The organism is Acidobacteriaceae bacterium, from assembly GCA_028283655.1.
GTDB lineage: Bacteria > Acidobacteriota > Terriglobia > Terriglobales > Acidobacteriaceae > Granulicella.
The window spans coordinates 1,942,433-1,957,997 of record JAPWKE010000003.1 but is presented as its reverse complement, the minus strand read 5'-3'; the positions used below and the strand labels follow the sequence as shown (position 1 = coordinate 1,957,997).

At 59.5% G+C, this 15,565-nt stretch carries 12 protein-coding genes; 10 read left to right on the top strand and 2 right to left on the bottom strand.

Annotation, left to right across the window (positions count from 1 at the left end; all coding sequences use genetic code 11):
- Positions 1-134: 134 nt before the first annotated feature.
- From lnt to PW792_11035, 8 genes are all read left to right on the top strand, one after another.
- Entirely contained in the window at positions 135-1,700 is a 1,566-nt protein-coding gene (gene lnt / locus PW792_11070) for an apolipoprotein N-acyltransferase (protein MDE1162469.1), read from the top strand.
- A gap of 37 nt (positions 1,701-1,737) precedes the next feature.
- Positions 1,738-2,872, top strand: a protein-coding gene (gene prfB, locus PW792_11065; GenBank protein ID MDE1162468.1) for a peptide chain release factor 2 whose coding sequence is annotated in 2 segments (ribosomal slippage) — positions 1,738-1,806 and positions 1,808-2,872 — 1,134 coding nt in all. Because the reading frame shifts where the segments join, the coding sequence is not laid out codon by codon here.
- 143 nt (positions 2,873-3,015) lie between these two features.
- Positions 3,016-4,272, top strand: a complete 1,257-nt coding sequence (locus PW792_11060) for a Zn-dependent hydrolase (GenBank protein ID MDE1162467.1) — start codon at positions 3,016-3,018, stop codon at positions 4,270-4,272.
- 195 nt (positions 4,273-4,467) lie between these two features.
- Positions 4,468-5,859 (top strand): NAD(P)-dependent oxidoreductase, encoded by a 1,392-nt coding sequence (locus tag PW792_11055; protein MDE1162466.1) that lies wholly within the window; start codon positions 4,468-4,470, stop codon positions 5,857-5,859.
- A gap of 3 nt (positions 5,860-5,862) precedes the next feature.
- Positions 5,863-7,284 carry an NAD-dependent dihydropyrimidine dehydrogenase subunit PreA gene (gene preA / locus PW792_11050; protein MDE1162465.1) on the top strand — a complete coding sequence of 474 codons (1,422 nt, stop codon included), beginning with the start codon at positions 5,863-5,865 and terminating at the stop codon, positions 7,282-7,284.
- 64 nt (positions 7,285-7,348) lie between these two features.
- Positions 7,349-8,764 carry a dihydropyrimidinase gene (gene hydA / locus PW792_11045; GenBank protein MDE1162464.1) on the top strand — a complete coding sequence of 472 codons (1,416 nt, stop codon included), beginning with the start codon at positions 7,349-7,351 and terminating at the stop codon, positions 8,762-8,764.
- On the top strand, positions 8,761-10,206 hold the full coding sequence (locus PW792_11040; GenBank protein ID MDE1162463.1) for an NCS1 family nucleobase:cation symporter-1: 1,446 nt from the start codon (positions 8,761-8,763) through the stop codon (positions 10,204-10,206). The genes hydA and PW792_11040 overlap by 4 nt, the downstream gene beginning before the upstream one ends.
- Before the next feature lie 15 nt (positions 10,207-10,221).
- On the top strand, positions 10,222-11,628 hold the full coding sequence (locus tag PW792_11035; GenBank protein MDE1162462.1) for an aminotransferase class III-fold pyridoxal phosphate-dependent enzyme: 1,407 nt from the start codon (positions 10,222-10,224) through the stop codon (positions 11,626-11,628).
- Between the two features lie 110 nt (positions 11,629-11,738).
- Here the strand turns inward: PW792_11035 and PW792_11030 are convergent, their stop codons facing one another.
- Positions 11,739-12,413 (bottom strand): YdcF family protein, encoded by a 675-nt coding sequence (locus tag PW792_11030; protein ID MDE1162461.1) that lies wholly within the window; start codon positions 12,411-12,413, stop codon positions 11,739-11,741.
- A 263-nt stretch (positions 12,414-12,676) separates the two neighbouring features.
- A complete protein-coding gene (locus tag PW792_11025; GenBank protein MDE1162460.1) occupies positions 12,677-13,321 on the bottom strand; it encodes an L-threonylcarbamoyladenylate synthase in 645 nt (214 codons plus the stop codon).
- 72 nt (positions 13,322-13,393) lie between these two features.
- On the opposite strand from PW792_11025, the gene PW792_11020 reads away from it, so the two are divergent.
- Positions 13,394-14,176, top strand: coding sequence for an RNA methyltransferase (locus tag PW792_11020; GenBank protein MDE1162459.1), 783 nt, complete (start codon positions 13,394-13,396; stop codon positions 14,174-14,176).
- Positions 14,176-15,507, top strand: a complete 1,332-nt coding sequence (locus PW792_11015; GenBank protein ID MDE1162458.1) for a replication-associated recombination protein A — start codon at positions 14,176-14,178, stop codon at positions 15,505-15,507. The genes PW792_11020 and PW792_11015 overlap by 1 nt, the downstream gene beginning before the upstream one ends.
- Positions 15,508-15,565 lie beyond the last annotated feature (58 nt).

Sequence of the window (15,565 nt, the reverse complement as noted above, 5' to 3'; positions counted from 1 at the left end):
TCCAAATAGTATTGGTAAATTCCACGATGACAACTTTCCAAGAGTACCGATTCTGCCGGTGTTGTGCAAATGACGGATAAGTCAGAGGTAACCTCTTGCAAGTTATTCGCGGGTAAAGTGGTAGCATCGCCTTGATGAAAAAGGTGTCTGCGAAGCTTTGGATGTTGGCCGCTCTCTCTGCATTTTTGCAGTGGTTGCCGTTCCCCATTGCAGGTCCTGTACCGCTGTGGCGCAGACTTTTCTGCTGGTTCTGCCTTGTCCCTCTGCTGCTGGCTGTACTTGGCGAAGATGCTGAGGGGAAGCCGCTAGGAGCGAAGCGTGCGGGGTTACTTGGGTACCTTTGTGGCGTGCTTTGGTATCTGGGAAATTGTTACTGGATTTTCCCCACGATGCATATTTATGGTGCGCTTCCGACACCCGTCGCGCTCGGCATCCTGGTTTTATTCACGTTGTACTTAGGGCTGTACCACGCACTGTTCGGATCTCTGCTTGGCTTTGTTCGTGAGCGGCTCTCTGCTTCTACAGCGTTGCTGCTGGCACCCTTTGCCTGGGTGGCGGTGGAGCTGGCGCGTGCACGCATCACGGGATTTCCCTGGGACTTGCTGGGGTATACGCAGATCGACAATCTGGCGCTGACGCGCATGGCTCCTATTACCGGAGTCATGGGTTTATCGTTGCTGGTCGCTGTGGTGAACGCTCTCTGGCTTGGGCGCTGGCGTGTGCGGTCGAGCGTGGCACAGCGGGTGGTCTTTATCACTGCGGCAGTCGTTGTCGTAACGCTTACTGTTCTTGAAGTGACGTGGAGGCCGGAGGAGTTGCCTGCATCGCGGCATGCTGTGTTACTTCAGTCCAATCTTTCTGTTGGCGCAGAGAGTGGGCCGAAGGAGACGCGCGATCAGTTACTGCAAAAGCTTTCGACGCTGTCATTGCAGGCTGCGGGATCTGCCGAGCACGTTGATCTGGTTGCATGGCCGGAAGCTCCGGCTGACTTTATTGACGGTGATCCTCTCTTTCGTGAGTCGATTGGATCACTTGCGAAACAACTTCGCGCTCCTGTCATTGCGGATAGCATCGCGGTGGAGAGAAACGCGACGGTTCCAGAAGCGGGCAAGCTTTATAACTCGGCAAGCTTCTTTGCGAGCGATGGAAGTTACTCCGGCCGTTACGACAAGATGCATCTTGTACCTTTCGGGGAGTACACACCCTATAAGGATCTGTTCTTCTTTGCTGGCCATCTGCTGGATAACGTAGGTGGATTTTCGCCAGGGACGCAGCACACGCTATTTCATGCGGATGGGCATTCCATTGGTGTGTTCATTTGCTACGAATCCATCTTCGGCGATGAGGTTCGTGAGTTGGCGAAGAACGGCGCGGATGTTCTGTTGAACCTCTCCGACGACGGTTGGTATGGAGATTCAAGCGCGCCGTGGGAGCACCTCGACATGGTGCGGATGCGAGCGATTGAGAATAACCGCTGGCTGCTGCGCTCTACCAATACCGGCGTTACGACGGTGATTGATCCTTACGGGCGGATGGGGACGTCGCTTCCTCGCCACCGGAGGGGTGCTTTGGCTGCGACGTTTGCTTACCGGCAGGGGACGACGTTCTATACACGCCACGGTGACTGGCTCGGATGGCTGTGTGCGTTGATCGCGCTGGCGTTTCTGGGCATGGCTCGCCGCAAGCCGTTGCTGCGATAAGCACGCTGGCGGCAAGAGGAAGTACACTGGGCTAGTTATGTTAAGTGATCTTGAATTTGCTTACTCCCCGGTCCGCGAGAAGGTGCGCGACCTGCGGGAGTATCTTTGACTCGCCCCGGCTGAAAACTGAACTCGAAAAGGTCGAGGCGCAGATCTCTGACCCCGGCGTGTGGGCTGACCCTGCTCGTTCGCAACCCCTTATGCGCGAGCGAAAGCGCCTGGAAGGTCAGATCTCCGACGACGCAGAGTTGTTGCGCCGTAGTGAGGACATCGACGCCTACTTCGATCTGTTGCGTGAGGGCGAGGCTTCTGTTGAGCCCGATCTCGATCGCGAGATCACAGCCCTGGCGGGCCTCACCGAACAGATGGAGTCGCGGACGATGCTTTCGGAAGAGAGCGATCCGCTGAACGCCATCGTGACGGTGCATCCTGGGGCTGGTGGCACGGAGTCGCAGGACTGGGCCGAGATGCTGATGCGCATGTATCTGCGCTGGGCGGAGCGACAGGGCTTCAAAACCGAGATCAACGAAATTCAGGATGGTGATGAAGCGGGCATCAAGTCTGCAACATTCACCATCACGGGTGAGTTTGCGTTTGGTCTGCTGAGCGGCGAGACGGGTGTTCATCGTCTGGTGCGCATCTCTCCGTTTGACTCGGCAAAGCGCCGACATACAAGTTTTGCGAGCGTGTTTGTGTCACCGGAAATTGATGACTCGATTGTCATCGACATCAAACCGGATGATCTTCGCATCGACACCTACCGCTCCGGCGGCAAGGGCGGTCAGCATGTAAACACGACCGACTCTGCGGTGCGCATTACGCATCTGCCAACGGGTATCGTGGCGGGTTGCCAGAACGAGCGTTCGCAGCACAAGAACAAGGACAAGGCGATGAAAATGTTACGTTCGCGCCTCTACGAGTTCGAGATGGAAAAGAAGCGGGCGGCTTCGAAGAAGCTCGAAGACTCGAAGCTGGAGATCAACTTTGGCTCTCAGATTCGATCGTATGTGTTGCAGCCGTATCGCATGGCCAAAGACCTGCGCACGCGCGTAGAAGTTGGCGACGTGGACAAGGTGCTCGATGGCGACCTGGAGCCCTTTATTCGTGGCTACTTGAAGATGCGGCGCGAAGGCGGTGTCCCGGCCGCGATAGACGCAGACGACGAGTTGTAAACGGAAAGGCGCTTCGAAAACGAAGCGCCTTTTCTATTCCTCCGGCCCCGGAGCGAGTATGCTGTTCTTCTTCACCCCCTCATGGCGCAGCATCGGCAGCAGCCATGGATTTCAGCGAAGAGCGATACCAGCGAAGAGGCGAGATGATCGATTCAAAAGCCGTACTGCAGCACCTGAATGAGTTGCGCGCGTTAACCGGAAATGAAGATGGCGCACAGCGCGTGGCGTGGACGCCCGTTTGGTTGAAGGCCCGCGACTGGTTTGAAGCCAAGTTGGATGAGTTACAGAGCAGTGTTGCTCCGGCGTTGGAACATCATTACGACGCGGCGGGGAATCACTGGGTGACGTTGCCGGGCGAAGAAGAGACCGCGATCGTTCTGGGCAGCCATCTCGATTCGGTTCCCAATGGTGGATGGCTGGACGGTTGTCTCGGCGTGCTGTGTGGGTTGGAGGTCATGACCGCCATCGCGAAGAAGTACAGCGGTCGTCCTCCTTGCACGGTGAAGCTGGTGGACTGGGCGGATGAAGAGGGCGCTCGCTTTGGACGCTCGCTGTTTGGCTCGGCTGCATTCGCGGGCAATCACACGATCGAAGCGGACCGCGTGCGCCTAGATCGCGATGGCGTTTCGCTGGAAGCTGCACTGGGTGCGTGTGGCGTCGATATGGACCGTGTGCACGAAGCGACCACGGAGCAGAAGGGGCTTGGCGCGTATCTTGAACTGCACATCGAGCAGGGGCCAATTCTTGAGAATCTGGGCAAACCGCTCGGCGTGGTGCAGGGAACCAAAGGTGTGGAGCGTTGGGCGATCACGTTCCATGGCCAGGAAGCGCACTCCGGTTCGACGCCGATGGCTGTGCGTCGCGATGCGCTGGCCGCGTGCGCAAAGCTTGCGTTAGAGATTCGTCCGATTGCGCTCAAGCATCCGCAAAGCGTAGCGACAATGGGCAGTGTAAAGACGTTCCCGGGCATCGTCACGGCAGTGGTTGGACGCTGCGAAGCCACGCTCGATATGCGCGATCTCGATGCCGATGTGCTGGCCGATATGCTGCGTGAAGCGCAGGAAGCGAGCAAGCGTTTTGCCGAGGAAGAGCGTTGCACCGTGGAGTGGTCGAAGATCTGGTCGATTGAACCGATCCCGTTCCATCCTGAGTTGGTCACACTTTGCGATGAAGCCATCCTTGAAACCGTAGGCGTGAGCGAGCATCTGCCTTCGGGGCCGTTGCATGATGCGGCTGAGGTCGCGCGTGTGGGGATTCCCACGGTGATGATGTTTGTGCAGTCGTTGAACGGGCTTTCACACAACAAGCTTGAAGACTCGCAGAACGAGCATCTTGAGCAGGCAGCGGATGCCATGGAGCGGCTCGCTGAAAAAACCATGCTTTGGCTACTTGAAAAGTAAAGGCGACCAGAGCTGTCGCGCTTGGCGTTCCGACGCCTTTTGTGCATAATCGTTCTTTCACTGAAATTACGAGATGGCCTTCGTATCCGACGATTCTTTAGTTAGAAGGCGACGGATGCTGAGGGCATCGCTCTTTTGTTTTTCAAAAGCAACAATCGAGGGCCGTAGTTGGGCCCGGAGAAGCGGTTTTTCAAGATGAGTGAGCTCAAGAGCTTTGAAGCGCAGGCACCGGTATCCGCCGAGATTGCTGCGCGCTTCCCAGACCTCCATCCGCCGTTTGACCAGACCGCTGCCGTAGCGGAGGCCAATCGTTGCCTCTTCTGCTTTGACGCGCCGTGTATGCAGGCCTGTCCCACGCACATCGATGTGCCGAAGTTCATCAAGAAGATTGCTTCGGACAACCTCGAAGGCTCTGCGAAGACGATTCTCGACGCGAACATTCTGGGCGCAAGTTGCTCTCGCGCCTGCCCTGTGGACGTACTCTGCGAAGGCGCCTGCGTGATGCACCGCTACAACAAGCAGCCGATTGAAATTGGCCGCCTGCAGCGGTTTGCTATGGAAGCATTTCATGAGAGCGGAGCACCCTTGCCGTTTAAGCCCGGCGCTGAGACCGGAAAGTCCGTTGCGCTTATCGGCGGTGGTCCTGCATCGCTCGCCTGTGCGGCGGAGCTTCGCCGCCGCGGAGTGAAAGCTACGATTTACGACGCTCGCCCGCTGCCCGGTGGCTTGAACACCTACGGGATTGCCGAATACAAGCTCACGCTGCAGGCATCGCTGAAGGAGATCGACCTGCTCTCGCAGCTTGGGGTGGCGTTCGAGTTCAACACCATCGTTGATGCGAAGAAGCTTGAAGAGATTGAAGCCGCACATGACGCCGTGTTTCTTGGCGTTGGCCTTGGCGCGATTCATAAGCTTGGCGTCGCGGGTGAAGAGCTGGCTGGCGTGACGAACGCGCTCGATTACATTGCCGGCTACAAGGAAGGCTCGATCACTTCCGCTCCTGAGAGCGTGGTCGTCGTGGGAGCGGGGAATACTGCGATTGATGCTGCGAACGCTGCGGTTCGTCTGGGCGCGAAAGAAGTTCACATGGTCTATCGCCGTGGCCCCGCGCAGATGTCGGCGTTCGATTTTGAGTACGAACATGCCAAGCAGGAAGGCGTGAAGTTCCTGTGGCATGTTCAGCCGACGAAGCTGCTTGGCACGAGCACGCTGGAAGGCCTGGAGCTTTCGAAGTACGCTGCCAGCACCGATGGATCGCTTGTGCCTTCGGGCGAGACGATCACGCTTGCGGCTGATCTCGTCGTGCTCTCCATCGGCCAGGGAACCCACACGGAGTTTCTTGTTGGGGACACGTCGAAGGTAAAGCTTGAGCGTGGCCGCATTGTGGTGGATCGTGCGAGTGGTCAGACCTCGAACCCGAAGTACTTTGCGGGTGGTGATTGCACGAACGGCGGCCGTGAAGTGGTGGATGCTGTTGCCGACGGCAAGCGTGCGGGCATTGGCATGGCAACGTATCTGAACGAAGGTGCAACCAACGCGCCTGCAACATTCGCGGCCAAGCCGTGGGCCCCTGTGGAGGTGCGCTAAATTATGCCGACTCTTGAAACTACGTTCGCTGGCATCAAGTGCATCAATCCGTTCTGGCTTGCAAGCGCGCCCCCGACCAACTGTGGCGAGCAGATCATGCGCGCCTTCGATGCGGGCTGGGGCGGTGCGGTGTGGAAGACGATTGGCGCTCCGGTAACGAACGTCAGTTCGCGTTACTCGTCGATGGACCTCAACGGGCAGAAGATGGTGGGCTTCAACAATATTGAGCTCATCAGCGATCGCCCGACGGAGCTGAACTTCCGCGAGATGGCTGAAGTGAAGCGCCGTTATCCGAAGCACCAGGTGATTGCGTCGTTGATGGTGGAGTCCAAACGCGAAGCCTGGCACGAGATCGTGAAGCGCGCAGAAGATACAGGCGCGGATGGGCTTGAGCTGAACTTCGGTTGCCCGCACGGCATGAGCGAGCGCGGCATGGGAGCGGCTGTTGGCCAGGTGCCGGAGTACTGCGGCCAGATTACGGAGTGGGTGAAGGAAGTAGCTCGCACGCCGGTGATCGTGAAGCTGACGCCGAACATCTCTGACATTCGTATGCCTGCGCGCGCAGCGAAGGCTGCAGGAGCAGATGCGTTGAGCGCGATCAACACGATCAACTCGATCACGGGCATCGACCTCGACACGCTGGAACCGCGTCCGAAGGTGGACGGCAAGAGCTCGCACGGTGGTTATTGCGGGCCAGCGGTAAAGCCGATTGCGCTGAACATGGTGCAGCAGGTGATGAGTGATCCGGCGGCGGTGCTGCCGCTCTCGGGCATTGGCGGCATCAGCACGTGGCAGGATGCCGCAGAGTTCATTCTGCTCGGCGCAGGCAACGTGCAGGTCTGCACGGCGGCGATGCACTACGGCTATCGCATCGTCGAAGACATGGCCGACGGGCTGTTGAACTGGATGAGCAAGAAGGGTTACGAGACCATCGATGACTTCCGCGGAGCGAGCCTGAACCGCGTCGATGAGTGGAAGAACCTGAACATGAACTACCACGTCGTTGCGCGCATCCACGAGGACAAGTGCATCGGCTGCCAGCTTTGCTACACCGCATGCTGGGATGGTGCACACCAGTGCATCCATCTCGACCGCACGGCTGCTGGCCCGGAGACGTATGTCACGCCGGATATGGTTTCGGCGCAGACCAGCAAGCTGATCTCGACGACCCCGATTCCGAAGCTAGACCTCGACGGCGCTGGTGTGGATGGACCGTATCGCACACCGCTGGGTCGCATTCCGCGTGTGGATGAACATCATTGTGTGGGCTGCAACCTGTGCTCGCTGGTTTGCCCGGTCCCAGATTGCATCACGATGGAGCGTCAGGACAAGGCTCCTGAGCCGATTACCTGGGCGGAGCGTGTGGCTGCAGGGTATGTACCCGACGGCGTGCACGGACCGAACGACTTCAACCCCAACCTCTAAAAGAATGGAGCCGAGGACAACGTCTGCGTTGTCCTCGGTGCGTTTTGAAGGTGTACAAAGAAGCATGGGAACGCTGATCAAGAACGGGACTGTCGTGAGCGCGGAGAAATCCGCGAAGCTGGATGTGCTGATCGAAGGCGAACAGATTGCTGTCGTTGGCACAGGGTTGAGCGAAGCAGGACACACCGTGGTGGATGCGACTGGTCTGCTGGTAATGCCTGGTGGTATCGACGTACATACGCATCTTGACATGCCGTTTGGTGGCACGACTTCTGCGGACGATTACACCACCGGAACGCAGGCTGCGGCGGTTGGTGGTACGACGACCGTGATTGATTTCGCGTTGCAGAACCAGAGCGGAACGCTGAAGGAAGCGCTCGACATCTGGTTGAAGAAGTCTGACGGCAAAGCATGCGTAGATTTCTCACTCCACATGGCTGTGACGAATCTGCATGGCGAAGGTGGGGCGGAGACGCTGGCTGAGATGGAGGAGATGACGAAATTCGGCATCTCCAGCTTCAAGCTCTTTATGGCGTACCCGAATGTGCTGATGATCAACGACGAATTGATGTTCCGCGTGATGGAGAAGGCTGCGGCGTTGAACGCGCTTTGCTGCATCCACGCCGAGAACGGCAGCGCGATTGATGTCGTGGTGGCGCGCATGGCTGCGGAAGGGAAGACGGCGCCGCACTTTCATGCGTTGAGCCGCGACCCGAAGGCGGAAGCAGAAGCGACGCACCGTGCCATTGCTCTGGCGGACATGACAGGTGCCGCGGTGTACATCGTGCATGTGTCGAATGAGTTTGCCGCAGGCGAATTGCAGCACATGCAAAAGCGTGGCGCGAAGGCGTTAGGCGAGACGTGCACGCAGTATCTTGTGCTCTCCATCGAAGAGCAGATGCCCGGCAAGAGCTGGGATGAAGCGAAGTTCGTTTTCACTCCGCCGCTGCGCGAGAAATGGCACCAGGAACCGCTGTGGGATGCGCTGAAGGACGGCTCGCTTGCCGTTGTTTCGACCGACCACTGCCCGTTCACGATGGAGCAGAAGGCGCTGGGTAAGGACGACTTCCGCAAGATCCCGAACGGGGGGCCGGGTGTTGAGAACCGCATGCAGATTCTGTGGCACTTCGGCGTCAACACGGGCCGCATCTCGCCAGAGAAGTTTGTGGCGTTGAGCTGCACGAACCCGGCGAAGATCTTTGGCATGGACAAGCAGAAGGGTGCAATCGCCGAAGGTCTTGATGCGGACATCCTGCTCTGGGACCCGAATGCGGAGTATACGATTCAGGCGTCGACGCAGTGCATGGCGAATGACTACAACATGTTTGAAGGCTGGAAGATCAAGGGCAACGCGGCGAAGGTGTTTTCGCGCGGCGAACTCGTGGTCGATAACATTCAGCAGCCGGGTAAGTTTCTGGGAACAACGGGCCGAGGGCGCTTTGTGAAGCGCGAATGCAACGCCGGAGGATTCACTGCGTGATCGTAAGCGACCCTGCAACGCCGCATCGCCATGAAGGTACGGAGATTGCTCCGGATGCCCGGTTGTACAACGACGATCTTGCGCCGACGGAGTCAACTCGTCGCACGTGGTCGACGTACAACTACATCGCGCTGTGGTTCTCCATGTCGATGGAGGTCACGACGTACATGCTGGCTGCGTCGTTGATCGCAGGTGGCATGAACTGGAAGCAGGCGATCTTCACGATCCTGCTTGGCAATCTCATCGTGCTGATTCCTATGCTGCTGAATGCTCACGCGGGAGCCAAGTATGGCATCCCGTTCCCGGTGTTTGTGCGAGCAAGCTTCGGGCCGACGGGGGCGAATATCCCGGCTGTGCTGCGTGCCGTTGTAGCGTGCGGATGGTTCGGCATTCAGTCGTGGATCGGCGGTACGGCGATCGCGCAGATGATTCACGTGATTGCGCCGCAGACGGCCAACGCGCCGTGGGTGACGGGTGTCTGCTTTATCGGTTTCTGGATGATCAACATGCTGGTGATCTGGCGTGGCGTTGAGTCGATCCGCTTCCTGCAGAGCTTCTCCGCGCCGTTCATGCTGATTATGTCGGCGATGCTGCTGATCTTTATGCTGCACAAGGCCGGTGGCTTTGGGCCGATGCTTGCAGCCCCCAGCAAGTTCAAGAACTCGCATGAGTTTTTCGTTGTCTTCTTCCCCGCACTTACGGCGATGGTGGGGTACTGGGCAACGCTCTCCCTCAACATCCCGGACTTCACACGGTTTGCGAAAAACCAGGAGTCGCAGATCGTTGGCCAGGCGTTTGGGCTGCCGGTGGCGATGGTGCTGTACTCGTTCCTTGGCATTGCCGTGACGTCGGCTTCGACGGTCGTCTTTGGCGAGCCGATCTGGAGTCCGGTGGAGCTTCTTGGGCGTTTCCATCAGCCGCTCGCTGCGTTCCTTGGGCTGATCGCTCTGCTGGTGGCGACGTTGAATGTGAACATCGGGGCGAACGTGGTTGGGCCGTCGAATGACTTCTCGAACCTTGCGCCTCGCTTCATCAGCTTCCGCACGGGCGGCCTGATTACGGGTGTGCTTGGACTGGCGATTATGCCGTGGAAGCTTGTGGGCAGCTCGCATAACTATCTTGGCTGGCTGGTGGCTTACTCCGGCCTGCTGGGGCCGGTGGCCGGCATCATGGTTGCGGACTACTTCCTTGTGCGTCGTACGAAGCTGGATACATACTCGCTCTATCGCCGCGGCGGTATTTACGAGTACCGTAACGGCTTCAATCTGGCGGCGCTGATTGCGCTGGCTGTGGGCATTGGCGTGGCGCTGCTGGGCGACTTTATTCCACGCTTCGACATTCTTTTCAAGATGGCCTGGTTCGTTGGGTTTTTCCTCTCCGGCGGACTTTATTTTCTGATGATGCTCGGTCACCGTTCGCGGCGTCCGGCTGTTGTTTCGTAACGAAAGGCAACTGCTATGAGTTCAACACCTCTTCCCTTTGGCAACCCGATGACCTCTGAAGAAGTCGTTCAGATCACGAAGGACACAAACTACGGCACCTGGCGCTTTCAAAAGGGCTGGAACCCGATGCATATCGTCGATGCAGAGGGCTGCTATCTGATCGACTCCAACGGCAAGCGCTACCTCGACTTCTCGTCGCAGTTGATGTGCTCGAACCTTGGCCACAAGAACAAGGTCGTCATCGACGCGATCAAGAAGCAGGCCGAAGACCTCGCCTATGCGATGCCGGGTTATGCGACGAACGCTCGTGCCGAGCTCTCAAAGCTGCTGCTGGAAGTGCTGCCGAAGGGCATCAACAAGTTCTTCTTTACGACGAGCGGAACGGACGCGAACGAAGCGGCGTTCAAAATTGCCCGCATGTATACGGGCAAGACGAAGATCATCGCTCGCTACCGTTCGTACCATGGCTCTACCTCGAGCTCGATTGCAGCAACGGGCGATCCGCGTCGCTGGCCGATGGAGCCGCGCGGCAAGGCGCAGGGTGTGATCTTTGGGCCGGAAGCGCATTGCTACAAGTGCCCGCTGAAGCACTCGTATCCGGACTGCGGTCTGGCTTGTGCGGATTACCTGGAGCACATGATCCGCAACGAAAGCGATGTGGCTGCTGTGCTGGTGGAGCCGATCGTCGGCACGAACGGTGTCATCGTTCCGCCGAAGGGCTACATGCAGAAGCTCCGTAAGATCTGCGATGAGAACGGTGTTCTGCTGATTGCGGACGAGGTGATGGCAGGCTGGGGCCGTTCGGGCGAGTGGTTCTCGATGGATCTGTGGGGCGTGACGCCGGACATTCTGACGACCGCGAAGGGCATCACGAGCGCCTATGTGCCGCTTGGTCTGTGCGCGACGAGCGAGAAGATCGGTGACTTCTTCCAGGAGAACTACTTCGCTCATGGTCACACCTATGAAGCGCATCCGATGACGCTGCTGCCTGCGGTAGCGACGATCAACGAGATGAAGCGTCTGAAGCTGGTGGAGCGTGCGAAGGAACTTGAGCCGTTCGTGGAAGAGAAGCTGCTGGCTCTGAAGGCGAAGCATCCTTCAATCGGCGACGTGCGTGGCAAGGGCTTGTTCTGGGCGGTTGATCTGGTGAAGAACCAGAAGACGAAGGAGTCCTTCAACAGCTACTCGGACAAGATCTCGGGCAAGCCGTTGCTTGTGGACCAGATTGCGGCGAAGTGCCTGGCGGATGGCATGACGATTCAGGCGTGGGTGTCGCACTTTGTGATCGCTCCGCCCTTGATCGTGACGAAGGAAGAGATTGAGCACGGCATCAACATCCTGGACAAGTGGCTGCATCTGGCCGACGAACAGTGCATGCCGACGGAAGAGCCTGCTTCGACGGCTGTAACCTCGGACGCCTAGTTGTTGGCTTGTACAAGAAAGGCCCACTCTTCGGAGTGGGCCTTTCTGCGTGAAGTTCCGTGATGGTTACCTTGGAGGCAGACGGCCTCGGGGCAGTTGGACGCGAGGTTTTAGTTAAGCTTGCTTTCGAGCCAGCGGTGGAGCCAGCTGATGTGCAGGTTTGTGCGAATGAAGGTATAGCTGAGCATCTCGTGCCAGATGCGCTGGGCGGCGTCTGCGTCGCTGATGTTGCCGACGGTGGCGCGAGGCGAGGTGTAGACCTTCAACCCAGCACGCTGGCAGAGGAGCGCGATACGGAAGAGATGCGTGCCATCGGAGACGACGACCAGCGAGTGAAAGTGCTGTCTCTGGGCGATGCCAGCGAGCAGGTGTACCTGCTGCTCGGTGTCGATGGAGCGGGTCTCGGCGATGATGTGGTCGAAGGGGATGCCATTGGCGAGGAGATAGTCGCGACCGACGCCTCCCTCGGTTTTGCCGGAGTCCTTGTCCGATCCGCCGCCGAGCGTGACGACGACGGGAGCGATGCCTCGGTTGTAGAGGGCGACGGCCTTGTCGAGACGGGCATGAAGGACAGGGGACGGGCGGCCAGCGTACTCTGCTGCTCCGAAGACGGCGATAGCGTCGGCGGGCTGGGCGTTATCGATGGTGGCGGTGTATTGGATCTGGCGATAGAGCCAGGTGAACCATCCTGCGGCGACGAGGATGCCGAAGAGAGCGAGCCAGCCCAAAAGGCGCAGGCCGAGGTTGCGAGTCGTGGCCGAGTTGGATGGGCGGCGTGATGGCATACGTCGTCGTTTCAGTGTAGATGCTTGATGAGGTGTTTGGGTGTTTTGCCGGGGCTAAAGCCCCTTTCGGGGGGGCAATCCTGCTCCTCGCTGCAGGAAGCAGCGTATGCATCTGGTTTGCTGAGTTGTGTCTGTGTCGGCCCTGGCGACAAGCAGGTCCTTGGCTCTTGGCTGAGGATGACAAACTCATCCTGGTGGCCGGTGGGCAACACCAGGGTGAAGGAAGCCGCCTACGTTTTTTGGCGTTTGAGGGAAGCGTGTTGCTAGAACTGGAGGGCAAGCGCGATTTCGTGGGTGGGGATTGCGCCTTCGCGGAGAATCATCCACGAGTTGCCGCCGCCGGAGAGGTCGACGATGGTCGTCGCAATGGTGCGAGAGGTGGGGCCACCGTCGACGATGATGGGGATCTTGTCGCCGAACTGGTCGCGGACGCACGATGCCTGCGTGCATTCAGGCAAGCCCGCGAGGTTGGCTGAGGTGGCAGTGATGGGCACGCCGAGGCGGCTGACCAGGGCGCGGCAGATGGGGGACTCCGGCACGCGGATCGCGACGTTGCCGGTATTGGCTGTCACGCGCAGTGGGAGTTTGGAGCCGGCTTTGACGATGATCGTCAGAGGGCCGGGCCAGAAGCGTTCGGCGAGGCGGTCGAACGCGCCGTCGAGGTTGCGGGCGAGTTCGTAGCTTTGCGCGGTTTCGGCGAGCAGGAGCGAGAGCGGCTTGTGTCGGGCGCGGCCCTTGAGCTCGTAGATCCGTTCGACGGCGCGGAGGTTTACCGGGTCGACGGCGAGGCCGTAGAAGGTGTCGGTGGGTACGGCAGCGACTCCACCTTTTTGCAGTGTGTCTACGACGTGCCCGATGAGGTGCTGTTCGGGCTCTTCACGATCCATGCGGAGAACTTCAGCTATCAAAGCAGGCGGTCCCTCTTCTTGGAGAAGAGGGTACAGCATTTTTCTGTTGGTCGTGGCGGGTAAACTTAGGGGATGCATTTAGGGGCAGCAATCACGAGCCGTACGAATGCGCGGGTGAAGTCGCTGCGCTCTGCGTTTGAGGGCAGGGCTTCGAAGCCGGGCGAGTTGCTGGGGCTGGAGGGCGAGCACCTGGTGGCAGAGGCGCAGCGTTCGGGCGTGGCGTTGGAGACGGTGTTCGTGCGCGAAGGCAGCGAACATCTGTTGGAGAGGCCGATGCTGCGCGAGTTGACTCCGCGGGAGTTTGTGCTGCTGTCGCGCGAGGTGTTTGCGAGCGCCGTGGAGACTCACTCGCCGCAGGGGATTGCGGCGACGGCGGTGATTCCTGAGCCGAAGGCTGGCGGCGAGGTGGTGCTGATCGTCGAAGACCTGCAGGACCCGGGAAACCTGGGGACGCTGCTGCGTTCAGTAGAGGCGTTTGGCGGCGGCCGTGTGTTGACCACGATGGCGACGGTGAATCCGTGGAGTGCGAAGGTGGTGCGGTCGTCGGCGGGCAGCGTATTCCGTGTGCCGGTGGAGCGGATGATTCTGCCCGAGATTCGGAAGCGCGTGGAAGCGGACGGTGTGCGTGTGTTTGCAGCCGTGGCGCAGAGCGAGCGAGCGGCTTCGGTGCTGGCATCGACATTTGGCGAGCGTGGTGCGGTGATGATCGGCAACGAAGGGGCGGGGCTTTCGAGCGAGGCGCTGTCGATGGCGACGGAGCGGGTGTGGATTCCATGCGCGGTGGAAAGTTTGAACGCGGCGGTAGCGGGTTCGGTGCTGCTGTATGAACGGATGCGCCAGCGGGAGGCTCGCTGATGGGACTGTTTTCGGCGGGTGTTCCGGGTGACGAGCAGCGGCCGGTGGGGACGGCTCCTCTGGCGGAGAAGATGCGGCCGCGGTCGCTGGAGCAGTTCTTTGGCCAGACGCATCTGCTGGCGGCGGGCAAGCCACTGCGGTTGCAGATTGAGAACGATGATTCGGCTTCGCTGATCTTCTGGGGGCCGCCGGGAGTGGGCAAGACGACGCTGGCGAAGATTATTGCGCGGGAGACTTCGGCGAGCTTTGTCGAGTTTTCGGCCGTGATGAGCGGGATCAAAGAGATCAAGGCCGTGATGGTGGAGGCGGAGAAGGCCGCGCAGTTTGGCTCGCGCACGATCTTGTTTGTGGACGAGATTCATCGCTTCAACAAGGCGCAGCAGGATGCGTTTCTGCCGTATGTGGAGAAGGGAACGATTCGGCTGATCGGTGCGACGACGGAGAACCCGTCGTTCGAGATCAACGCCGCTTTGCTGAGCCGCTGCCGGGTGTATACGCTGCGTGCGTTGAGCCAGGAAGAGATCGTCGCGCTGCTGACTCGGGCGTTGAACGACAGCGAACGTGGGTTGGGCGAGCGTGGGCTCCAGGCCGACGACGGCGCTCTGGAGATGATTGCGAGCTATAGCTCGGGCGATGCGAGGAACTCGCTGAACGCGCTGGAGGTGGCTTCTCGGCTGGCCTGGGGGCGCGGCGAGAAGGTACTGACGACGGTGCTGGTTGGCGAGGCGCTGCAGCAGCGGGTGTTGCTCTATGACAAGAAGGGCGAGCAGCACTACGACCTGATTTCGGCGTTGCACAAGAGCGTGCGAAACTCTGACCCGGACGCAGCGATGTACTGGCTGGGGCGAATGCTGCAGGGCGGCGAAGACCCCATGTTTGTAGCTCGGCGGCTGGTGCGAATGGCGGTAGAGGACATTGGGTTGGCGGCGCCGGAGGCGCTGAACCTCTGCTTGAGTGCGAAGGACGCGATGCACTTTCTGGGTCATCCTGAAGGTGAGTTGGCGCTGGCGCAGGCGGCGGTGTACCTGGCGCTGGCTCCGAAGTCGAACGCGGTGTACAAGGGCTGGGGGCAGGTGCTGAATGACATCGAGCAGCGTCCTGCGGAGCCGGTGCCGCTGCATATTCGCAACGCTCCGACGCGGCTGATGAAGGAGCTGGATTACGGCAAGGGCTACCAGTACGCGCATGACGTGGCGGGTAAGGTGGCGCAGATGGAGTGCCTGCCGGAGTCGCTGCTGGGGCGGCGGTACTACGAGCCGACGAATGAGGGACGCGAGAAGCTGCTGGCGCAGCGGCTGGCCGAGGTGGAGCGGCTGCGCAAAGGCGAGTAAGTGAAGGCTCGGAGGCGGTATGCTGGGGGTGAATCCGCATACATTGCTGAGGAGGATT